Origin of the sequence: Gilliamella sp. Nev3-1 (assembly GCF_001690435.1) — a bacterium.
Taxonomy (GTDB): domain Bacteria; phylum Pseudomonadota; class Gammaproteobacteria; order Enterobacterales; family Orbaceae; genus Gilliamella; species Gilliamella apicola_C.
The window spans coordinates 1-24,415 of record NZ_LZHN01000044.1 but is presented as its reverse complement, the minus strand read 5'-3'; the positions used below and the strand labels follow the sequence as shown (position 1 = coordinate 24,415).

At 35.3% G+C, this 24,415-nt stretch carries 14 protein-coding genes and 2 pseudogenes; 7 read left to right on the top strand and 9 right to left on the bottom strand.

What is annotated here, in order from left to right; all coding sequences use genetic code 11:
• Positions 1-16: 16 nt before the first annotated feature.
• From apaH to pcnB, 5 genes are all read right to left on the bottom strand, one after another.
• A complete protein-coding gene (apaH, locus tag A9G40_RS07300) occupies positions 17-835 on the bottom strand; it encodes a bis(5'-nucleosyl)-tetraphosphatase (symmetrical) ApaH (protein WP_065582505.1) in 819 nt (272 codons plus the stop codon).
• A gap of 4 nt (positions 836-839) precedes the next feature.
• Complete coding sequence (rsmA, locus tag A9G40_RS07295; RefSeq protein ID WP_065582504.1) at positions 840-1,637, bottom strand: 16S rRNA (adenine(1518)-N(6)/adenine(1519)-N(6))-dimethyltransferase RsmA; 798 nt, start codon at positions 1,635-1,637, stop codon at positions 840-842.
• Entirely contained in the window at positions 1,630-2,943 is a 1,314-nt protein-coding gene (surA, locus tag A9G40_RS07290; protein ID WP_065582503.1) for a peptidylprolyl isomerase SurA, read from the bottom strand. The genes rsmA and surA overlap by 8 nt, the downstream gene beginning before the upstream one ends.
• 81 nt (positions 2,944-3,024) lie before the next feature.
• The gene (gene lptD / locus A9G40_RS07285; protein ID WP_065582502.1) at positions 3,025-5,388 is read right to left on the bottom strand and encodes an LPS assembly protein LptD; all 2,364 of its coding nucleotides are present in this window, start codon (positions 5,386-5,388) and stop codon (positions 3,025-3,027) included.
• 75 nt (positions 5,389-5,463) lie between these two features.
• Positions 5,464-6,738: a polynucleotide adenylyltransferase PcnB gene (gene pcnB, locus A9G40_RS07280; RefSeq protein WP_065582501.1), complete on the bottom strand. Its 1,275-nt coding sequence runs from the start codon at positions 6,736-6,738 to the stop codon at positions 5,464-5,466.
• 490 nt (positions 6,739-7,228) lie between these two features.
• Between pcnB and oxyR the strand changes: the two genes are divergently transcribed.
• Together oxyR and fabR are read left to right on the top strand one after the other, a co-directional pair.
• A complete protein-coding gene (oxyR, locus tag A9G40_RS07275) occupies positions 7,229-8,155 on the top strand; it encodes a DNA-binding transcriptional regulator OxyR (RefSeq protein WP_065582500.1) in 927 nt (308 codons plus the stop codon).
• A gap of 38 nt (positions 8,156-8,193) precedes the next feature.
• Complete coding sequence (gene fabR / locus A9G40_RS07270; protein WP_065582499.1) at positions 8,194-8,838, top strand: HTH-type transcriptional repressor FabR; 645 nt, start codon at positions 8,194-8,196, stop codon at positions 8,836-8,838.
• 1,138 nt (positions 8,839-9,976) lie between these two features.
• On the opposite strand, the gene pntB is transcribed toward fabR, so the two are convergent.
• A complete protein-coding gene (gene pntB, locus A9G40_RS07265; protein WP_065582498.1) occupies positions 9,977-11,368 on the bottom strand; it encodes a Re/Si-specific NAD(P)(+) transhydrogenase subunit beta in 1,392 nt (463 codons plus the stop codon).
• Between the two features lie 15 nt (positions 11,369-11,383).
• Positions 11,384-12,916: a Re/Si-specific NAD(P)(+) transhydrogenase subunit alpha gene (pntA, locus tag A9G40_RS07260; RefSeq protein ID WP_065582497.1), complete on the bottom strand. Its 1,533-nt coding sequence runs from the start codon at positions 12,914-12,916 to the stop codon at positions 11,384-11,386.
• A 276-nt stretch (positions 12,917-13,192) separates the two neighbouring features.
• Between pntA and A9G40_RS07255 the strand changes: the two genes are divergently transcribed.
• The 5 genes and pseudogenes from A9G40_RS07255 (at position 13,193) to mukB (ending at position 21,933) form a co-directional block, all read left to right on the top strand.
• Positions 13,193-14,557: a hypothetical protein gene (locus A9G40_RS07255; protein WP_065582496.1), complete on the top strand. Its 1,365-nt coding sequence runs from the start codon at positions 13,193-13,195 to the stop codon at positions 14,555-14,557.
• A gap of 142 nt (positions 14,558-14,699) precedes the next feature.
• A pseudogene (locus tag A9G40_RS15865) lies at positions 14,700-15,084 on the top strand (transposase); the annotation flags it as partial.
• Positions 15,085-15,414: 330 nt separating this feature from the next.
• The gene (gene mukF, locus A9G40_RS07250; RefSeq protein WP_065582495.1) at positions 15,415-16,737 is read left to right on the top strand and encodes a chromosome partition protein MukF; all 1,323 of its coding nucleotides are present in this window, start codon (positions 15,415-15,417) and stop codon (positions 16,735-16,737) included.
• Between the two features lie 88 nt (positions 16,738-16,825).
• Positions 16,826-17,512, top strand: coding sequence for a chromosome partition protein MukE (gene mukE / locus A9G40_RS07245; protein ID WP_065582551.1), 687 nt, complete (start codon positions 16,826-16,828; stop codon positions 17,510-17,512).
• Between the two features lie 2 nt (positions 17,513-17,514).
• Entirely contained in the window at positions 17,515-21,933 is a 4,419-nt protein-coding gene (gene mukB / locus A9G40_RS07240) for a chromosome partition protein MukB (RefSeq protein ID WP_065582494.1), read from the top strand.
• Between the two features lie 131 nt (positions 21,934-22,064).
• Here the strand turns inward: mukB and A9G40_RS07235 are convergent, their stop codons facing one another.
• On the bottom strand, positions 22,065-22,703 hold the full coding sequence (locus A9G40_RS07235; protein ID WP_065582493.1) for a LemA family protein: 639 nt from the start codon (positions 22,701-22,703) through the stop codon (positions 22,065-22,067).
• Between the two features lie 1,315 nt (positions 22,704-24,018).
• Positions 24,019-24,415, bottom strand: a pseudogene (locus A9G40_RS14970) (antA/AntB antirepressor family protein); the annotation flags it as partial.

The window sequence follows — 24,415 nt, the reverse complement described above, 5'->3', positions numbered from 1 at the left end:
CTTTTTAGTAGTAACTTTAACTTTTTGTTTCAATATTACGTTTCTTGAAATATTTTTTATCTTCAAATCGTAAGCATGTTAATTTTCCGCCCCAACAACACCCTGTATCAAGTGCGTAAATGGTTTCAGGTGTGCCTTTTCCGTTTAACGCAGCCCAATGCCCAAAAACAATACTATATTCTTTTGGAATTTTACTTGATAATAAGAACCAAGGTTTAAGCTTTGAAGGTGCTTGCTCTGGCGACTTTTTACAATAAAAATCTAAGCGACCATCCTCATAGCAAAAACGCATACGAGTTAATGCGTTAGCAATATAGCGCAGTCTATCTAAACCTTTTAGTTCAGGTGACCATTCATCAGGAAAGTTACCATACATTTTATCAAGGAATAAGGCATAAGAGTCACTAGATAACATAATGTTCAAGTCATTGGCACATTTTTTTAGTGTTTCAAGATCCCATTGTGGTGAAATACCAGCATGGGCCATAATTAGTTTTAGTGACTCGTCAATTTGAACCAATGGTTGTTTACGTAGCCAATTCATTAATTCATCAAAATCAGGCGCATTAATTACGCATTCAAGATTATCTTTCTTTTTAGAAACAGTAACACCTGCATAAATTGATAATAAATGTAAGTCATGATTACCTAATACTAATCGAATTTGATTGCCATTATGTTTAACAAACCTTAGGACGTCTAATGATTTTGGTCCTCTGGCAACGAGATCACCTGTTAGCCATAAGGTGTCTGATGATGAGAATTTTGCTTTTTCAAGCACTCGCATAAACTCATCATAACAACCATGAATATCGCCAATAAGTAAGTTTGCCATACTGTTAATTCCATGAATTTGCAAGTTGACAATATTGTTGAACTGTTAAATTTTCAGCACGTAAACTTGGATCAATATTTAAATCCTCTAGCTGTTCAGCAGTAAACATGTTGCTTAAACTGTTACGAATAGTTTTACGTCGTTGATTAAATGCTTCCATCGTAATACGAGAAAGTATTTTTATATCATTAACAATATAAGGCTTTTCTTTATAAGGAATTAATTTAACAACAGCTGAATCAACCTTTGGTGCTGGCTTAAATGATGTTGGTGGAACTTCAAGAACAGGTATGATCTGACAATAATATTGAGCCATGACGCTCAATCTACCATAATCTTTACTATTAGGAGCGGCAACTAAGCGAGTTACTACTTCTTTTTGTAGCATAAAATGCATATCAGTAATGATATTTGCATATTCGAATAAATGAAACATTAAAGGTGTTGAAATATTATAAGGTAAGTTTCCAAATACTCTTAATGGTTTGTCTAATTGCTCAGCTAGTTGATTAAAGTCAAAGGTCAGTGCATCTTGTTCAATGACAGTTAGTTTATTTTTCAATAGTGGGTTTTCCACTAATCTGTTGGCTAAATCTCTGTCGATCTCTATAACGGTCAAATGATCAACACATTGACTTATAGGTACAGTTAATGCTGCAAGGCCAGGGCCTATTTCGACTAGAGCCTGCTCTTTTTTGGGCTGTATAGCTGCAACTATATTTTCGATAATATAATTATCATGTAAAAAGTTTTGCCCAAATCGCTTGCGGGCAAAATGCCCTTGATGAACACGGCTATTCATGTTTATCTTCACCTGTAATTTTAATATAGGCATCACCTTTTATTTCTTGAATCCACACTTGGGCCTCTTCAACAAATTTACGATTAAAAATAAGTTGATAAGCTTGTGCCTTTTCCATGGCATTCTTCCCATCAATCCGCCTTGTATCGATTAATTCGATTAAATGCCAACCATAAGATGATTTTATTGGTTGACTTATTTCCCCTTTTTTTAATTGAGCTAGTGCATTTCTAAAACCGCTATCATAAATCTCAGGACGGTTCCAACCTAAGTTTCCCCCTTTACTCGCTGTACCTGTATCCTCAGAATTAGCTTTAGCAGCTGCTTCAAAAGTTGTTGCACCACTAGTAATTGATTTACGAATATCAGTAAGTTTTTGTTTTGCATTTTGGTCTGTGACTAACACATTTGTTTTAATCAAAATATGACGAGCATTTACTTCTTGAACTGTAATTGTTTTTGGTGCTTCTGAACGTGTATCATCAACTTTTAAAATATGCAGACCCACACCAGAGCGGATAGGGCCAATAATACTGCCTTTTGCTGCACGTATTAAGCGTTCTTCAAAAATAGTCGGTAACTCATTAAGTTTACGCCAACCCATACTACCACCTTTTAAAGCAAGATCATCGTTTGAATATGAAGTGGCTAATTTAGCAAAATTTTCCCCTTTTTGAGCTCGATTAATAATATCCCGTGCTTTATTTGTTGCATTATCTATTTGTTGTTTTGATGCTCTTTCTGGAATAGAAATCAAAATATGGCTAATTTTTACATCAATATTATTAGTTGGTTGACGAGCAATGTTTTTAGCTAAGTTATCAACTTCTTTTTCTGAAACTTTGATTCTTGGTCTTACTTCATGCATTCGTGTTTCTTCAATCAACATGTCATTATGGATTCTTTCACGATACGATCCATAGCTGATCCCCATTGTTGACAACTTGCTTCGAAGCTGATCGATAGTCATACCATTTTGGGCAGCAATTCTGCTAATAGCACTAGTTACCTCGTCATCACTAACAGTGATTTTAGCTTTAGCTGCTTTTTGTAAAATTAGGTTTTCTATAATGAGACGATCAATGATTTGTTGTCTGAGCACCTTATCATTGGGTAAGTTTCTAGAATCGGTACTAGCTTTAATTGTTTTTAACATGTCATTAACGTCACTTTCTAAAATAACGTTATTATTTACAATTGCAGCGACTTGCTCTACAACTTTAGGTGCAGCATTGGCAGACAATGGCGTTAAAATACCTAAACTTACGCTTAGGTTTAAAGCGATAAATAGTTTTAATAATTTCATCTTCACTCAACTCATTTTGTTGTTGTAACATTTACTGCTTGCAATAAATTTATTGGTTATCTATTATTTTCCAGAAATATCTTATTCAAATGTTGTTGTATATGGTAGTTTTCCGAAATTTAGCATTTTGGCTTTGGTGTCTCGATTGTTGCCTAATCCTTGCAATTCGAAATTAATAGACAATTTATTTTCATATTTGCTTCTACGAGAAGTATTGTTCCAATCTGTTAATTTTCTACCATACTGTATTGTTGTTCCCCAACAACAATCACTATAATGTAATCCGACAAAACCATCTGCGGATTGACCTAATTTTACATCATAATAATATGATCCAACAGCGCTGACTGTTTGTGATAATGGCCATGCTGTCATCACTCCTGCTTGGGAGATATCTTGTTTGTAACCTCTATAAGCAGAATTTTTATCGACAGTGTCAATATAGTTACGATTTGCGTAGCGATAAGATAATTGTGCTAACTTATCTGCAGACGGTCGATATTCAAATGTTACATTAGCTAATGAAATTGTATCAATTCGAGTATCATACTGGACGCCACTTCTAAAGATCATGTCATCATTTATGCGCCAAAAATTATCTGATGCCCAAGTAATACTACCAGTATCAGAGTTTTCGTCTAAATCATTATTGTGTTCGCTCGTTTTTGATTTGGTAAAATAAGTAATTTGTCCAATTGATAAGTTGAATTTTTCAACTTTATTTTGATTATAAATTCGTGTTGTTACACCCGTTGATATCTTATTAGTTGAAGCAATTCTATCTAGACCACTATAAGGCTGATCTCTGAATAAGCCAATATAATCTGATTGCAGTATAGTGGAATCATATGCCCAAATATTTGATTGTTTTCGATATGGAATATAGATGTATTTTACTCGTGGTTCTAAGGTTTGAGTATAGTTATGGAGATAAGGCATATCCCGTTCAAAGATGACTTTACCGTCAATACTAAATTTAGGTAAAAAACGATTTACGTTTTTGTCTAAGTATTTATATTGATCAATATAATTTTTAATATTATCTTGTTTATAGTGAGTAGCCATAAAACCCGCTTCGGTGGCTAATGATGACCAAGAATTGGTTAAGGTATAATTAAGCGTTGGTTCAAGATGTGCTCGCCATGCTTTAGGTTTCTTTCGACCCGATGTCAAGAAGCGGGATAGTTGAGAAAATGCTCTAAATTTGAAAGGTCCCAAATCATTATTATAATAACCAATATCTAATTGTGGCTCGGTTTGGTAAAGTGAATTTTTTAATTCAGAGTGAAATGGCTGAAAATGCTTATAGCCTAGCGTAAGATCCCAATTTTCGTCATTATAAGCAATTTTATAGAACTGTGTTAAGTAGCCAGCAGTTTGAGATGCATATTTAGAGTTTAGATTGGTAAGATACTGATTGTCACTGACACGCGTTGTATCAGTATAGAAACGCCAATTATAGTTAATTAATTCTTCATTTTTCCAATGGAATAACCAACGATGTTTATTGTCATCATAATTGTTGCCATTAAAATGATTTTTTCTATCTTCGTCATATTGTCTATCATGTTGCAACCAAGAAAAGGCAAGTGTGCCTAAACCTATTTCATTTAAATAACGAAATTCTGTTTGTAATTGTACACCTCGTTTTTGTAAAACTCTGGGCGTAAAAGTTGCATCATAATTTGGTGCAATATTCCAATAGATTGGTATTGAAAAATCAATGCCATCAATGCTGTCATAGCCAAAATTAGGCATCAATAATCCAGAACGGCGTTTATCACCAGTTGGTAATTGTAAATAAGGTGAATATAGAACAGGGACTTTACCAACACTAAATACCGCATTCCAAACTTCTAGTAGTTGTTCTTCATTGTCATGAATAACCGTTGTTCCCTTAATATTCCATGTACTATCATTAACAGGACAAGATGTAAAACTACCATTTTTTAAAATAACATAGCGGTTCTTTTCAAGATTCATCTGATCAGCATTACCGCGACCAAGTCGATTAACAAGGTGATATTGGCTTGGGCTCATATTGGCATCATTGTTATTGAGATTCATTGATGCATTCTCGCCTTTCATTTTTATCAAATTATCTTGATAATTAATATTCCCTTCTAATGTTACAGTTCGATTATTATCATCATTGGTGTCAATGGTTACTTTGTCTGCTTGAACAGTGCGGTTACCTTGCTCAATAAATACTTCACCTTGATATATGGCAATATTTGGATAAATCGCTTCAAATTGATTAGCTTCAGCATTGACTGGTAAGGTATTTATATTTCCATTGACTAAAGGGCGATCAAACCTAGGTACGTCCACAAGGCATTGAGGATTATTGCTAACAGCTTTCGGTAAATCTATAGCATAACTAGCGTTGTTATACAAAGAAATAGTGATGGTTAGTGCAATAAGAGAAGGCGTTAATTTTTTCATCAATGATTATAAAATTATTATGATTATTTTAATTTCAACATTATAACGATTATTTATAAAAGTGCGAATTAAAAATTAACGTTTCACTTTGCGTTTATTGATTTTATTAAGTTGTTTTACCATCAATATTCTTTTTTCTACCGAAGAGTATTGGAATTCATCCCACCATTTAGCCAGTTCTAAGAGTTCTCCTTTTTCGATTGAGGCTCGCATTTCTAACAGATCATAAGCTGCTCGAAATTTAGGATGTTCTAATATAACAAATGCTCGTTTACCTTCTCGTTTTTTCATACGTAGCTGCAAGCGCCAAATATCTCCCATTGTAGAGGTAAAACGTCGAGGTATGGCAATATTTTTGCATTGCTCACTTAGCACTTCGTTAATTGTCATCGAAAATGAATCATGGAATGGTAAGCCACTTTCTACGCAGGTTGCTTGTGTTTGCTCAATAATTGGGTACCAGAAAAATGCAGCGAATAAAAATGCAGGGTTGACCCGTTTATTGTTGGCAATACGATAATCGGTATTTTTTAGAGCCTGCGCAATGATTTTTTCTAGGTAACCATTTTGATTATTGGTAAAAAACCGCCCAATAATCGGAAATAATTGCTCAAAAAGACAATATTCTCTCAGTAGTTCATAAGTTTTGTAGCCATTGCCTGCTTGTAATAGTTTAAGAGACTCATCAAAAAGCCGAGCAGATGGAATATTTTTTAATAAAGGTGCAAGGTGTTTAATTGGTTCAGCAGTAGCTGGTTCAATTGCCATATTTAATTTAGCAGCAAAACGAACAGTTCTTAACATTCTAACAGGATCTTCTCGATAACGAGTCTGTGGATCGCCGATTAATCGAATAATACCTTTTTGTAAATCTTTCAATCCTCCGCAATAATCACGTAAAGTGAAATCATTAATACTATAATAAAGGGCATTCATGGTAAAATCGCGGCGAATTGCATCTTGTTCAATGGTTCCGTACACATTATCTCGTAACAGCATACCTGATTGTGAACGTTTAGATATATTAGTTTGTCCTTCTTGGGACGCATGATCTCCACGAAAAGTCGCAACTTCAATGATTTCTTTGCCAAACATAATATGAGCGAGGCGAAATCGTCTTCCCACTAGACGACAGTTACGGAAAAGCTTCTGAATTTGCTCGGGCGTTGCATTAGTCGTGATATCAAAATCTTTTGGTGTTTTGCCTAAAATGAGATCTCTAATACATCCACCTACTAAATAAGCTTCATACCCTTGTTTATTTAATCGATGAAGGACTTTTAATGCATTTTCACTAATTTCTTTGCGGGATATAGTATGTTCATTACGTGGAATGGACACATAGCCCATTTTCTGTTTATCTTCATGACGGAAAAACTTTTGATAAAAACGTGAAACTTGTTTAAAAATAGCACACCTCAAAAAAGTATCTTGGCTTAAAAATAGTTATAGTGCGTGATTATATCGCAATTGCTAATAAGTTTCCATGTTTCTTAAAATTGATGTTTTTCTCTCAATAAAATGATTTTTCCAAAATGATTTAAATATTATATTTGATTTTTTGAACATAATTATCAACAATAGCACTTAATATAGTAATATTAGTAATACCTAATTAAAAACGACAAATTTCGTTTTGCTTTGGTTAGTGTTTTTGACTAACTGATTAAGATGAAATAAAACTATACTCAGAACTTCTTCTTGTTTATTTGTTTCGTAGGATATTATTTATAAAGCATTATAGTTTAAGAAATTATAACGCGCATTTTTAATGCTATTAATCTTACATATGGAAGCTATTTGAGTATATACCATTAACTAATAACTTATTGGGGATATTATGAATATTCGTGATTTGGAATATTTTGTTTCGTTAGCTGAATTTCGCCATTTTCGTAAAGCAGCAGATGCTTGCAATGTGAGTCAACCAACTCTTAGTGGCCAAATTAGAAAATTAGAAGATGAATTAGGCGTAATGTTATTAGAACGTACGAGCCGCAAAGTATTATTTACACAAACAGGTATGATGCTAGTTGAACAGGCTAAAGAGGTTTTGCGTAATATTCAAATTCTAAAAGAAATGGCAAGCCGTCAAGGTGAAGAAATGTCAGGACCGATGCATATCGGATTAATTCCTACTATAGCGCCTTATCTTTTACCTCATGTTATTACCGTTTTACATGAATCTTTTCCAAAATTAGAACTTTACTTACATGAAGCACAAACGGCTAGCATTGTTGCTCAGTTAGAAAGTGGTAAACTTGATTGTGCTATTGTTGCGCAAGTTAAAGAGACATCTCAATTTATTGAATTGCCTTTATTTGAGGAACCGATGTTTTTAGCTGTTCGATCTGATAACGAGCTAGCAAATAAAAAGACCATTAAATTATCTGGCTTAAAAGGACATAAATTTTTAATGTTAGAAGATGGCCACTGCTTGCGTGATCACGCAATGGGGTATTGTTTTCAAGTTGGCATTGATGAAGATAAACAGTTCAAAGCGACTAGTCTTGAAACGCTTAGGAGTATGATTTCTGCGGGTCGTGGTATTACTTTATTTCCAGAACTTGCTGCGCCTAATGAGCGAATTCGTGATAATATCTGTTATATCCCTTGTACAGACCCAGTGCCATCACGTAGTATTACTTTGATTTATCGTCCTGGTTCGCCATTACGCTCTCGCTATGAAACAATAGCTAAGACTATCCGTGAGCATATGCCAAAAGTACTTGCTGAAAAAGAGCAATTATTGAAATCAGCAAATTAATGTTCGAGGATGTAGGAATATCAGAATTGAGCTATTAGATGAAAAATATCAAGACAGGTGGTGTTCGAGCTCAACAGAAAGAAAGAACTCGTCGTACTTTAATCGAAGCCGCATTTAATCAACTTAATGCAGAGCAAGGTTTTGCTAGTTTAAGCCTGCGAGAAGTAGCGCGTGAAGCAGGAATAGCCGCTACTTCATTTTATCGGCATTTTCGTGATATGGATGAGCTTGGTTTAGCCATGGTTGATGAAAGTGGCTTAACGCTTCGTCAATTGTTGCGCCAAGCGCGTAAACGTATTGAAAAAGGCGGTAGCGTATTACGGACATCAGTCACCACATTTATTGAATTTATTGATAAAAACCCAAAAGTCTTTTTATTACTTCTTCGCGAAAAAGCGGGGACGTCAGCCGCTTTTCGTTCTGCTATTGCTCGAGAAATTCAACACTTTATTGTAGAGCTTGTCGATTATCTTGATGATGCCAACCAAATGCCTCACCATTACAACGAAGCTCAAGCAGAAGCGATGGTCACTATTGCATTTAATGCGGGTGCAGAAGCGATTGATTTTGATTTGGTACAGCGTGAAAAATTAATTGAAGATCTTATTTTCCAACTTCGAATGGTATCTCGAGGTGCTTATTATCTTTATCATAAAGAACAAATCAAAAAAGATAATCATTAATATAAATGCTATTTTATACTGAAACACATACTTTCCTGAAACTATTTAACAAAATAAAATATGTATTTAGTGAGTAATAAATAGATTAATTGTAGGAAAACATCGGGTTGTTTATTTGTTATGATTAAAATAATCCTCTAAAAATGCATAAAGTATTTTACTGGGAACCGCTTTATACGGTTGAACCACATTATAAAAGTGAATAAATCACTTAATCTTTTGTTTTCTATCTTTTTAATCGCTAACGATTTGTTGATGATGCCACCTTGCCATGAAAGTCCGTATCACGCTTTTCGGCTTGCTCATTCATTTATTAACTGGTGGTTTTTGCGAATTTCTGATTGATACTATGGCTATTTCTTGTTTAACCAATCGATGTTGTGAATTCTCAATTAACCGCGAAACGGTATAGAATCCTGAATATTTTTTACAAAAATTTAACCTAAAAGTGAATATCACATCTCCATTAAAGTACCTATCGCTTTCGGCTTGCTCATTCATTTATTAACTGTCAGGTTTTGCGAAGTTTTGATTGATACCATGGTTATTGCTTGTTTAACCGATAGATGCTGTGAATTCTCATTTAATCGCGAAACGGTATAGAATCCTGAATTTTTTTTACAAAAAATATAACTAAAAAAGTGAACAGTTGTGTAAATATCCCATAGTGAGTACAAAACTCACGTAAAATATTACGTTGCCTGTATTCATGTTTTATATTCAATCGATTTTCCTATTTTAACCAGATGTTTAATACCATAACTCATGTTTTTATAACGTTTGCTCTTATTGGTTAAAGAGGATAAATAGTTTCAATTGGGCTTTTTTAGCACATTATAGATGGTCGGTCGACTAACCATAAAGCAGCTAAATCGGTAATGGTTATCTTTTCTTTATGATATAACTGTTATATCTCTCGTTTGTGATACGGCATTAGTTTTGTTTTTTCTGTGTATTCGTTACAGTATTTTCTTCAATTACTGTCAATGGGCGAGTAATTTCTACAGATGAATATTATTTGGCTAGCTGAGTTATTATCAATAGTATGAATTTTATTACTCAAGTTTGCAGATAAGTGGTAAGGACATATATCCAATACTATTGTGGAAAATGCCACAATAGTATTGGTTGAGGTTAATTAAAGGTTTTGTAATACTTTTTCAACACTATCTTTCGCATCGCCAAATAACATATAGCTATTTTCTTTAAAGAATAGTGGATTTTGTACACCTGCATACCCGGTATTCATTGATCGTTTAGAAATAATGACCGTTTTTGCTTTCCAAACTTCAAGAACAGGCATGCCAGCAATTGGGCTATTTGGATCTTCTTCAGCAGCTGGGTTTACTGTATCATTTGCACCAATAACCCAAACGACATCCGTATCAGGGAAGTCATCATTGATTTCATCCATTTCAAGAACGATATCATAAGGTACTTTGGCTTCTGCGAGCAACACGTTCATATGACCAGGTAAACGTCCAGCAACAGGATGAATACCAAATCTTACTTCAATATCCATTGCGCGTAGTTTTTCGGTAATATTACTTACAGCACCTTGTGCTTGTGCAACAGCCATACCATAGCCAGGAACGATGATAACAGAACGCGCCTCTTTTAGTGTTTGTGCTACTTCGGCTGGTTGCATTTCACGGTACTCACCTTGTTCTTCATCAGATGAACTAGCTGTGCTACCATCACTACCAAATCCACCCGCAATAACACTGATAAATGAACGGTTCATTGCTTTACACATAATATATGAAAGAATGGCACCTGATGAACCAACTAATGCACCAGTTACAATAAGAAGATCATTACCTAGCATAAAGCCGGCCGCTGCCGCTGCCCAACCCGAATAAGAGTTTAGCATTGAAATAACCACTGGCATGTCAGCACCGCCAATTGAGGCAACTAAATGGAAACCAAAAACGAATGCAATAATTGTCATGATGAACAAACTAATTGTAGCACCTATTCCATTTTCGCATTTAACGAAGACAAACATTAAAATGGTAGAAACAACAATTGCAGCTAAGTTCCAATAATGCTTATTTGGTATGGATAATGGTTTCGAGCTAATGCGTCCATTTAATTTACCAAATGCGACAATAGAGCCTGAGAAGGTTACTGCGCCGATAAAGACGCCAACAAAAATCTCTACTAAATGTACAGTCAGTTCACCACCGTGAAAATCTTGAATGTGAGAATCTAAAAAGCTATTTAAGCCAACAAGAACCGCAGCCATTCCCACGAAGCTATGAAGTAGTGCAACAAGTTCTGGCATTTGTGTCATTTCCACTTTTTTGGCCAGATATAGACCAATTGCAGCGCCAATAACCATAGCAATGATGATCCAGTGTAATCCACCTTTGATACTAGCAACTGCCGCGATAAGTGCAATTGCCATTCCAATCATACCGTAGATATTTCCTGATTTGGCCGATTCTTGGTTAGAAAGACCTCGTAAGCTAAAGATAAAAAGTAACGCAGCAATAACATAGGCTGCTTGAATGATTCCATTACTCATAATGTATGCTCTCCTTTACTTGCCACGTTGGAACATTTTCAGCATTCTTTGAGTAACAAAGAATCCACCAAAAATATTGATACTAGCAATCAAAATAGCAACAAAGGCAATCGCCGTAGTTAAACTATTATCATCGCCGACTTGTAATATTGCACCGACTAATATAATCCCAGAAATTGCATTTGTTACCGACATCAGAGGTGTATGTAAAGAGTGTGTGACATTCCATACTACGTAGTAGCCAACAACACAAGATAATGCAAACACAGTAAAGTGACCTAAAAAGCTTTCAGGAACGGAATGAGCCAGCCAGAAGAAAGCAATAATAGCCAAAGCTAAAATACCGTATTTTTTACGAACATCCATTGGTTTAGGTTCAGGTTTAGCAATTGGTTCAGCTGCTTTTTTCTGGGGTTGAGCTGATACCTGAATTGGCGGTGCTGGCCAAGTAATTTCTTTGTCTTTAACCACCGTTACACCACGGATTACGACATCTTCAAAATTGATATCAATATTCCCGTCTTTTTCTTTAGCAAGTAGTTTTAATAGGTTAACAATGTTCGTACCATAAAGTTGTGATGCTTGCGCTGGCATACGATTAGCTAAATCAGTATAACCAACAATCTTTACGTTGTTATCTGTTTCGAAAATTTCACCTGGTTTAGTCAATTCACAGTTTCCGCCAGTTAATGCTGCTAAATCAACAATAACACTGCCAGGTTTCATTGATTCAACCATTTCTTTCGAAATGAGTTTTGGTGCAGGTTTGCCTGGAATTAATGCTGTTGTGATAATAATATCAACATCTTTCGCTTGCTCAGCAAATAGGGCCATTTCAGCTTCAATAAAGGCGGCTGACATCTGTTTAGCATAACCGTCACCAGAACCTGCTTCTTCTTCAAAATCTAACTCTAAAAAGTCAGCGCCCATGCTGTTAATTTGTTCGGCAACTTCAGGTCGGGTATCAAAAGCACGAACAATTGCCCCCAAACTCACTGCGGCACCAATTGCTGCAAGGCCTGCAACACCTGCTCCAATAACTAATATTTTAGCTGGAGGCACTTTACCAGCAGCAGTAACTTGACCGGTAAAGAATCGACCAAATTGATTTGCTGCTTCGATAACTGAACGGTAACCAGCAATATTAGACATTGAACTCAATGCGTCCAAAGATTGTGCGCGTGAAATACGTGGCACACAGTCCATTGCCATAACAGTAATATTTTTAGTGGCAAGTTTTTCTAATAGTTCTTTATGTTGAGCTGGATAAATATAACTGATAAGGGTTAATCCCTCTTTCATTAAAGCAATTTCATCATCTGTTGGTGCATGAAATTTTAAAATCAGATCATTTTGCCAAATTTCTTGCGCGTTTTGAATGGTTGCTCCAGCATCAATAAAAGCTTGGTCTTCAAAATGAGCAGCATGTCCAGCGCCCTGTTCTACAGAGACTGTAAAGCCAAGTTTTAACAGTTGTCCAACAGTTTGAGGCGTTGCTGCAACTCTAGCTTCATTGGCTAACCGTTCTTTAGGTATACCGATATGCATTTCGTTACGTCCTTATGTTAGTTTATAGATAGAATGTATACTGATTTTAGCATAAATAAGCGTTTGTGCGAGTACGGAATAAATAAATTCAAATTTATTTTTATACTGTTTAAAATAAAAAACAATTATAATGAATATGTTATTTATTAATTTTTATAGGTAAAAGTAAAATTATGAATTTACGATTTTAATTTGTTTATAAACTTTATTAATGCGCTATAGGTAAGGGATCTTAATTAGAGTAAAAATAAATTAAAAAAACATAAGGATATTATGATGGAAAAAAATAACTATAGAAGTTTTATTTTTATATATGTTATTTCTTTTTTATTTCTTTCAACTTTTTCTGTTCATGCTGCTAAATCCTATTCAGCGATCTCTCAAAAAGCAATTATTGGTAACGCACCTTATTTATTATTAACAGATCGAGTTACAAAACTATCAAATTTAAACCAACTTCAAGGCTTTAATATGCCGAGACGAGATGGCCGTGGTGGCATAGAATGGCTAAATGCGTGGGATTCCTCTGTCGCTATTCGTGCACCAGAACACATGCATTTTTCGGATGTATGGACATTAGTTCCTGCTGATGGAAATTTTCATAATGTTGCTGGTGTATTAATCGGTGATGATGATGGTGACGAAAAGGAGGGAACAATTTCGGGTACTATGAAAGCTACATGGTATGACAATAATATACCGATACCTAACGATCGTTTAAATTGGGAATTATGGAACTGTGGTGGTCCATATACCTTAAAAGTTGAGGTAAATGATGTAAGTGTAACTACCAGATATGGTATTCCTAATAGTCGGTTTTATGGTAGTGCTCCTCCTGTTGTATATACTTTTATGCCATATGGACAAGGTATTTGTTATCTTAAACCAAATGAGATGACTAATTATGGTGGGCACGATAGTAGTGTGTTTAATGAAATAAACGGTTTTAGTCGTTGGTCAGGTTTTCCTACAACTGGATTTAAAAAAGCTGGTTTTAGTTTAATTGGTTCAGGAGCCGATCAAACTCGATATCGTTGCTATTCTCATAATGGAGCAGGAAAGATTTCTTTATGGACTGCAGGAGGAATTGCACAAAACTGTTCTGTGATATATGAGTCGGCAACAAAAGGGGAGTTTATCCAAAATGGAACACCGACGATAACAATGGAATATTTTAATGGTCAATCATGGATATGGTTAGATAATTTTACTATTCCGGTCCCAAATAAATGGGCAAGAGCTGGTAGTTCGGAAATAGTCTTTGCAAACAATCGAATGTTAGCTTCTGCAACTCGTTTCCCAGCATTAGATTTTTGTCGAGGTTCAAGACAAGGAAGAACAACAAAAGAGGAAGCAATGAACTATAATTTTCGACGTCAATACTTGTATGATATCAATGAGCTAACTAATAATTGGGATCATTTTATTCGGGCTGTAGGGACATTTATGGGAGAATGGGGTATAACTCAAAGATATGGTGGAATTTGGAGTAAAGATGGTGAAAGATGGACCAGTGAGTTAGAGAAAATAAACGGTGGTTTTTTGGGGGGAAAAGTATATCGAGTAATGGGGCTTAGAGGTAACGTTTCTCTAGATCGTGCGAATTATCCTAGTACTATTGCGGTGTGCAGAGGCGATTAATTTTTATATTATTAGCGTGTGTTTATCTCTGATGGTAGTTTTTTAAATAGCATAGTGAACTTTATAATAATTTTGCCAAAAAACAACCATAACTTAGTTCACTATACCAAGAACAATGTTAACAGATAAGCAGTAAGAAACGATGATGAAAATAATGAAAAGTACGGTCAAGCTTATAATAAACCAGAATAATAGGGTGACATTTGAAGGAATACTGTTCCGAATAAGAACGGGTATTCCTTGGCAAGATTTACCAATTACATTTGGTTAATGAAATACATTCTATAGATGTTTTTATTTATGCCCTAGAAAAGTCATATTAATGTATATTTTCAAACAACTATTAAGTATAGCTGTTTTGAATGGGTTTTCCTCGATGGTTTTATTGTGCGAGCGCATCGATATAACTCAGTTGTAACAACTCAGTATTCACAGCAGATAAGAAAAAGCTGCGGGGCAATTCAACTAAAATCCATCTCGCTGTTGATAGTGGTAGTTTACCGATTTGTTTCGAGCTTTCGCAAGGATAACATCATGATATCGCTAGCACTTATACTTTTGTGGCTGCCAATGCATTGTTGATTAATATACGAACACAAAAGCTCAACAACTCTTAATTAACTTCATGTTATTATGACCAATATAAAAGTATTGGTCTTTTCAGATTATCTTATTTTTTATTATTATACCGTTAAAAGGCAATGTAAGTTAAATAATTATAGTTTTCGAGCTTTCATCGAATTCCATTACAAATTTACTCTATATTGTTATATAATTGGCGTTATTTTTGTTTCTACCTTGAGATATAAAACTTTGAGGTATGATTCGATTTTATCTCCTTAAATTAAGGATTTTTTATGATTGATTTTTCCCAATCAGTGCCAGAACTGGTCTCTTGGGCAAAAAAGAATGATTTTTCGATCGTCTTGCCTGTTGAAAGGTTAGCTTTTTTATTAGCTATTGCTGTATTAAACAGCGAGCGTTTTGATGGAGAGATGACAGAATCGGAATTAATTGACGCTTTTAGGCATGTTTCACAAATTTTTGAGCAAAGTGAAGATACCATTACTGTGCGTGCCAATAATGCAATTAATGATTTAGTCCGACAGCGGTTTATTACTCGATTTACTAGTGAAATGACTGATGGGTTTTCTATCTATCGTTTGACGCCATTGGGAATAGGTATTACTGATTATTATATTCGTCAGCGAGAGTTTTCCACCTTACGTTTATCTCTCCAACTTTCTATTGTTGCACAAGAGTTAAAACGTGCTGCCGATGCTGCGCTTGAAGGTGGTGATGATCTGCATTGGCATCGAAATGTTTTTGCGCCGTTAAAATATTCCGTTGCTGAGATTTTTGACAGTATTGATATCACGCAACGTGTTATGGATGAGCAGCAGGCAGATGTGAAGCAAAACATTTCAGCCTTATTAAGCCAAGATTGGCAAGCTGCAATTAGCAGTTGTGAAGGTTTACTTACCGAAACATCGCAAACATTGCGCGAATTACAAGACACTTTAGCAGCGGCTGGGGATAAATTGCAAGCCAGTTTGCTTTTAATACAAGATGCGACGCTTGATAATCCTGATCTTGATAAAATTAACAATGTTGTTATGGATTTACAAGGTAAACTAGATCGAATTATTGGTTGGGGGCAAAAAGCGATAGACCTTTGGATCGGTTATGATCGCCATGTCCATAAATTTATTCGTACTGCTATTGACTTAGATAAAAATCGTGTGTTTTCACAGCGTTTACGTAAATCGATACAAGGATATTTTGAGTTGCCTTGGTCGCTGACTTTTGCTAATGCTGATCGCTTACTTGATATGCGTGATGAAGAACTAGCTTTACATGAAGCAGAAGTAACAGGAGAATTACCGTCAGAACTTGAATTTGAAATGATTGAAGAGATTCAAGAACATATAATTGCTCATATTGAGCAAAATTTATTGGTCTTTAAGCAAGAACATAAACCACTTGATATAGGTCTTGCCATTTATAGCTATTTGGAACAGTTCCCACGCGAACAACACTTTGATATTGCAAGATTATTTATTGAACAAGCTATTCGTCTAGGTATTGCCGAAGATGATTTGCTTGGAATTCCTGCTGAGTGGAAGCCTATTAACGATTATGGAGCTAAGGTGCAAGCACATGTCATCAACAGATATTAACGATTTTGAAACACAACGAACCGCACATCATCTTGATGAAGTTAAGGAGCGTATAGCCACAAGTTCTCAAGCATCTATTGATAAATATATGTCAGTTAAATTGGCGCAAGCAATTGCTAATCCTATCTTTCCTGAGCTTGATAGTTTACTGCGATCTGGGCGCCATATTGGTATTGATGAACTTGATCATCATGCATTCCTAATGGATTTCCAACTTGAGCTTGAACAATTTTATCAACGTTATAATGTAGAATTAATTCGAGCGCCAGAAGGTTTTTTTTACCTACGCCCTCGTTCTACAACATTAATTCCTCGCTCAGTTCTTTCTGAACTTGATATGCTTGTTGGCAAGGTACTTTGCTATTTATACTTAAGCCCAGAACGATTGGCTCATGAAGGCATTTTTACCCTACAAGAATTGTTTGATGAGTTAGTTTCGTTAGCTGATGAAAGTAAATTACTTAAATTAGTGAACCAACGTTCAACAGGATCTGATTTGGACCGCCAAAAACTCTTTGATAAAGTGAAAACAGCGTTAAATCGTTTACGCCGGCTGGGTATGATCTTTTTTATTGTTGGTAACGATAGTAATCGTTTTCGTATCAACGAAGCTATTTTCCGCTTTGGGGCAGATGTACGTAGTGGTGATGATGTACAAGAAGCCCAATTACGCTTAATTAGGGATGGAGAAGCAATTAAAATTGAATCATCACTTACCTTAGATAATGATAATAATGAAGAGCAATATGAAGACGTTAATGAGGAGACAGAATAAATATGATTGGCCACGGTAAATTTCACTCATTAACGCTAATTAACTGGAATGGTTTTTTTGCGCGAACTTTTGAGCTTGATCAATTAGTCACAACGCTATCGGGTGGTAATGGCGCGGGTAAATCCACCACGATGGCAGCATTTGTAACCGCATTAATTCCCGACTTAACCTTATTACATTTTAGAAACACAACCGAAGCAGGGGCAACATCAGGATCGCGAGATAAAGGATTGCATGGTAAATTAAAACCAGGTGTTTGCTATTCTATGCTTGATGTAATTAACTCTCGTAACCAACGAATTATTTGTGGTGTACGATTACAGCAAGTAGCAGGGCGTGACAAAAAAGTTGATATCAAACCATTTTTATTGCAAGGCTTATCGGTAAATATAAGCCCAACTGAATTAGTAACAGAAAGATTAAATGACAAACAGGCACGTATTTTGTCGTTGCCAGAGTTAAAAGAAAAAGTTGAATTGATGGAAGGCATTATCTTTAAACAATTTAACTCTATTACTGATTATCATTCGGTCATGTTTGATTTTGGTATTTTACCAAAACGATTACGTTCACCATCAGATAGAAGTAAATATTACCGATTGATCGAAGCCTCACTTTATGGTGGTATCTCAAGTGCTATTACCCGCTCACTGCGTGACTATTTATTACCTGAAAATAGCGGTGTACGTAAAGCCTTTCAAGATATGGAAGCGGCATTACGTGAAAACCGAATGACTTTAGAGGCTATTCGAGTCACGCAATCGGATCGTGATTTATTTAAACATCTTATTAGTGAATCGACTAATTATGTCGCCGCTGATTATATGCGCCATTCTAACGAACGCCGAGTGCATATTGAATCAGTACTTGGTTTGCGCCGTGATATGTTTAAAACACAAGATTTGCTTATTAGCAATCAATATCGTCAAGTTGAAATGGCTAAAGAGCTTAAAGAACATCAAGCAGCGCAAAGCGATTTAGAAACGGATTTACAAGCTGCTAATGATCACCTGAATTTAGCGCAAGCCGCATTGCGTCAACAAGAGAAGATCGATCGTTATCAAGCTGATTTAGATGATTTAAATTTAAAGCTTGAAGAGCAAAACGAAGTGGTGCTTGAAGCAAATGAACAATATCAAACTTATCGTGATCAAGTTCAACAAACTGAACAAGAAGTTGATGAAATCAAAACCCAGCTAGCAGATTATCAGCAAGCACTTGATGTTCAACAAACACGTGCAATTCAATATCAACAAGCCTTGCAAGCACTAAAAAATGCGCAATCATTATGCCAACTACCAAAACTAAGCATTAGTAATATTGAAGATCATTTTGCTGTATTTGATGAAAAGCAAAAAGAAATTACCGAACAAGTGCTTGAGCTAGAACAAAAATTAAGTGTATCTGATGCGGCAATTAATCAGTTTGATCGTGCTTATCAATTGGTGGTTAAATTAGTTGGTGATGTGACTCGTAGTGATGCGTTTGCTGCGGCAAAAGAATCGTTAAGAAAATGGCCATCACAATGTTACCAAGCCGAACAAGCCGAACATTTACAGTTACAACTAGATGAACTTGAACAACGTTTTTTTGAGCAGAAAGAGGCGGAATCATTATTAACACAATTTTGTAAACGCGTTAATCGTCAAGTTAATTACGATGAGCTTGATGATTTAAAGCAAGAGCTTGAAATGCAATTAGACGAAGTCGCAGAGCTTGCTAACAAATCGAGTAAAAAAAGAATTGAATCTAGACAAGAGTTTGAACAGATTCAATCGAAAATTGCTGATTATCGCCAAAAAGCACCATTATGGTTAAAAGCTCAAGATTCCCTAATTGCTTTGCAAGAACAAACAGGCGAAACTTTTAGTAACAGCCAAGATGTTACACAACATATGCAAAAGTTACTTGAGAAAGAGCGTGTGCTTGTTGCTGAACGAGATCAAATTAGTTTTAGACGTAATCAATTAGATGTTCAAATTGAACAACTGAATCAACCTAGTGGCGTTGATGATGGTCGACTATCTGTGCTTTCAGAGCGATTTAATGGGGTCTTACTCTCTGAAATTTATGAAGATGTAACCATCGATGATGCCCCTTACTTTTCAGCGCTTTACGGCCCAGCAAGGCAAGCGATTGTTGTACCAGATTTATCGCTAGTTAAACAGCAGTTAGAAAGCCTGACCGCAAGTGATGAGGATTATCCAGAAGATATTTATTTTATCGAAGGAGATCCATCATCATTTGATGATAGTGTTTTTGATTGTGAAGAGATGAATAAAGCGGTGTTAGTTAAAACCGGTGAGCGCCAATGGCGATTCTCAAGTTTTCCTAATGTACCATTATTTGGTCGTGCAGCACGTGAAATTCATCTAGAAAAATTATCTGCTGAACGAGATGAATTGCATGAACGTTATGCAACTATTTCATTTGATTTACAAAAGTTACAACGCATTGAGCAAAATGTTGGACAATTTATCGGTCAATATCTTGCCGTAGCTTTTGATATTGATCCAGAAGCTGAAGTTCAAAAATTAACAATGAGACGTAGTGAAATTGAACGCCAACTCGCATCTCAAGAAAGTATCGATCAACAAAACCAACAACAAGTTGCTAATTATAAAGAGCAATTAGCAACTATTAATAAACTTGTTGCCCAGATGCATCTACTTGCTGATGATGATTTAGCTGATCGTGTTGATGAATTGCGTGAACAATTAGCCGAAGCGCAAGAGTCAGTGCAATATGTTAACCGTAATCGTAACACAGTTTCTGAACTTGAACCGATTGTGACGGTATTACAAAGCGATCCAGAGCAAAATGAAGCATTGCGAGAACATTACAATATAGTCAAAGCACAGCAACAAACCATTCGGCAACAAGTCTTTGCATTAACTGAAGTGATACAACGCCGTGCTCATTTTAGTTATGAAGATTCAGCGGGCATGTTAAATGAAAATAGCGATTTAAATGAACAATTACGTTCTCGCTTAGAAATCGTTGAAGCTCAAAAAGTTGCAGCACGCAGCCAAATGCAACAGTACCAAGATAAATACAATCAATATAATCAAACGCTTGCATCGCTAAAAAGTGCTTTTGAAACTAAGCGCGATATGCTAAATGAACTACATAAAGAAATTGAGCAAATCGGTGTAAAAGCCGATGCGATTACTGAAGAGCGGGCACGAGCTCGCCGTGATGAAATCTATCACAAATTAAATAGTAATCGCCAGCATTGTACATCGCTTGAAAAACAACTGATTATGTGTGAAAGCGAAATGACGCAAATGCAAAAACGCTTAACTCAAACGTTGCGTGATTATAAACAGCTTCGAGAACAAGTAGTGCAAGCGAAAGTGGGTTGGTGTTTAGTACTAAGACTAGTTAAAGATAATAGCGTTGAACGCCGTTTACATCGTCGCGAGCTTGCTTATTTAAGTGCCGATGAGCTGCGTTCAATGTCAGATAAAGCATTAGGATCATTACGTTTAGCGGTTAACGATAATGAACATCTACGGGATGTCTTAAGATTATCTGAAGATCCAAAACGTCCAGAACGCAAAATTCAATTTTATATTGCAGTTTATGCGCATTTACGCGAACGAATTCGCCAAGATATTGTAAAAACTGATGATCCAATTGAAGCTATTGAACAAATGGAAATTGAGTTATCGCGTTTGACCGAAGAATTAACATCTCGAGAGCAGCAGTTAGCGATAAGCTCCAAAAGTGTGTCAAATATTATCCGTAAAACTATTCAACGTGAGCAAAACCGTATCCGACTACTTAACCAAGGATTACAAGCAGTGGCATTTGGTCAAGTTAATGGGGTACGCTTGAATGTTAATGTTCGAGAGGCGCATTCCTCACTTTTAGCTGCACTTGCTGATGAAAAAAATGAACATCAAGATCTGTTTAGTAACAATCGTATTACTTTCTCAGAGGCTTTAGCTAAACTTTATCAGCGCTTAAATCCACATATTGATATGGGACAACGAACCGCTCAAAATATTGGTGAAGAGCTACTTGATTATCGAAATTATCTTGAAATGGATGTTGAAGTCAATCGGGGAGCTGATGGTTGGTTACGTGCTGAAAGTGGCGCATTATCAACGGGCGAGGCCATCGGTACTGGTATGTCAATTTTACTCATGGTGATTCAAAGTTGGGAAGAAGAATCCAAGCGGCTACGTAATAAAGATATCTTACCATGTCGTTTGTTATTCTTAGATGAAGCGGCTCGATTAGATGCAAAATCCATTGCAACATTATTTGAGTTATGTGAACGTTTGGAGATGCAATTAATTATAGCTGCCCCAGAAAATATCAGTCCTGAAAAAGGTACAACGTATAAACTTGTGCGTAAAGTTATCAATAACCAAGAACATGTCCATGTGGTTGGTTTGAAAGGTTTTGCGTAATAATTTTTAATTATATTTACTTATTTTTTCGCCGACATTGTCGGCGAATTTTTAATGATAAGTGATAAAAATATACCTTCTTCCAACCAAACCAAAAAAGCGCCAATGTTATCACTAGATCTTTGTTAATTTTACGGCTCGACTTCTTCAGTATTATTATCTCTTTTCGCTTTTATTTTTTTGACATTTTCAGTTGCTACCGAGGCCATTCTTCCCATAGTATCTCTAAGAATTTTTCCATCATCGGTTTTAAATGAAGCAAGCTGTTCTATACCATTTTCATCGACTTCAAAATAGGTTGCTTCAACAAACCCCAATTTACTTGCATAGAATAAATGAGGAATACTACCACGAGTTGAATTATAGATCTGAACTGCCGCATTATAATCTTCTCTTCTTTTTAAAATCGTGTTTTCAATCTCATCAAGTTGCACCATTAATTGCTGATAAGTCGAGTTTGCTTTTAAATCAGGAAAACGATTTGCTAGCATTTGAACATTACCGATAACTCGAGATGCTTCAGATGCAACATTATTTGCGGTAGCAATATTATTACTCTCAGTCACGGTAAAGTGAGTTAACTTTTCATGATCGCCATAACTAGACGCGATATCAGACAATCTTTGTGCTATATCGTGCCTTTTCTTTATCGTTACATAAATATTTGATTGTTTTTGTTTTACATTTTCAGCTAAGCTCCTAAGCTTATTGTATGCAAAAAATAGCCAAACTAAAACAGCAATGACCAAAATAAAAAATAAGAAAAACATATTATTGCCTCTTTGTTGTAATTAAATTTCTATAATTTAGATAATTAATATTTCTTTATATTTCATTGTGAAGATATGATAAAAGCAAGCCAATATGAAACGGGTTTGAATAAATATATAGAATTGAGCATATATTACAGCTGGCTTATTGATATTAGAAGTATCACCTATTCAGTAAATATGGCTCGCATCAAGCCCGTTATAACCTTGCTAATTAATAGGCACGTTATCACACATTCTTGTTACTTTCAACTTATGTTAAAACAATAACTTATTTTATTTATTCAGTAAATAAGGTCTGTAGATAACAGGTGAGATAAATGATGGAGTTTTAAACCTAACACTGTTCATTAGTTTGAAATAGTGTGAATGAATTTTTTTCAAAATAAATTTTATTTCATAAGTTAAAGAATTTGTTCGCAAATAGAACATATGTAAATTATTTATACTATTTTTTATAATTATCCACCCGCGTTAACTACCGATTTATTCATTATAATTAAATTTATATTTATATTCTTTATTTTAGATTCTTTTCTGCTTTCTTACAGTGCTTGTTTATTACATAGTTTCAATAATAAATATCTAAGATCTGTTTATATACAAAGATTTTGTTGGCTTTGACTGATTTGCATTGATATGTTATTGATGCGCAATTCATCTATTTGCTTTCTAGCGTGTAGTAATGGAATTCCAGAATAACTACAAAAGTTAATGGATGAACTAGCCTAATAATAGGGCAATAATAATTAAACCACCTACTTTTTACACATTAATTTTTATCAATAAAGATAATCTGTTACCACCTAACAATCAATAATCTTTACCCAGTGGTCTGGTTGTTTTGATTTGAAAGCCTGTCAATAGGGTGGTTATATGGTTTTCGTTATATACTATCTGTATAACAAATCACATAGCTAAAGCGATGGTTGTAAATGTACCTTACTGATACTTAATGGGCAATAAAATAGACTTTAAGGCTTGTTATTATTGGGGTTGATGTGCTTTGTAGGGGTTAAAAGAATGTTGCTGTTTATTGTTTTGGCGCTTTTCACGAACTCAAGAAACCTACTTTTAAAATTCAACCCCATGTAATGATTAGTACGCATTAAAAAACGGTTTTCGCTGCGCACTGAGTGCGCATTTTTGCACTGGCTTCCATTAAAATAGTTTTTTGACTGGAAACTAGAATTATTGCTAATCAAGAAAAATGATTTAATCTTTTTGGTGGCGTTAATCCCGTCAAAATAGCAATTTAAGCGATTATTTAGAGATTGGGTAGCTAGGGTGTTAAATGAGCATGTAGTCATCATAATTAAGCCACCTGTGCCATATGACGGATCAAATAAGCATGAGATAACTTTATTAGCTCAGCTTTTCTCTGATGATAGTCGTAACCAATATGGATTAATGTTATATTTGCGTTCTCAAGGTATGCGATATGGTTTAATTCAAATTCGTTTAGGTGGTCACGAATATTACCAGTAAGATTATTGGCTTTCTTGTATTTGCTTGATGTAGTACCTAATACGATGCGGTTAATCATATCGAATTCATTAGTAAATACGGTGTTATTTGCGCTTTTTCCCAGTGCTTTACGTTGCTCTGTTAAAGCGTCACACATAGGACGGCTATAATCTGCGACTTTTAAACGTGCTTTTAATCGATTAAGCGCTTTCTTCTGGATTGCTGGTGCGATTTCTTTAAGGTGT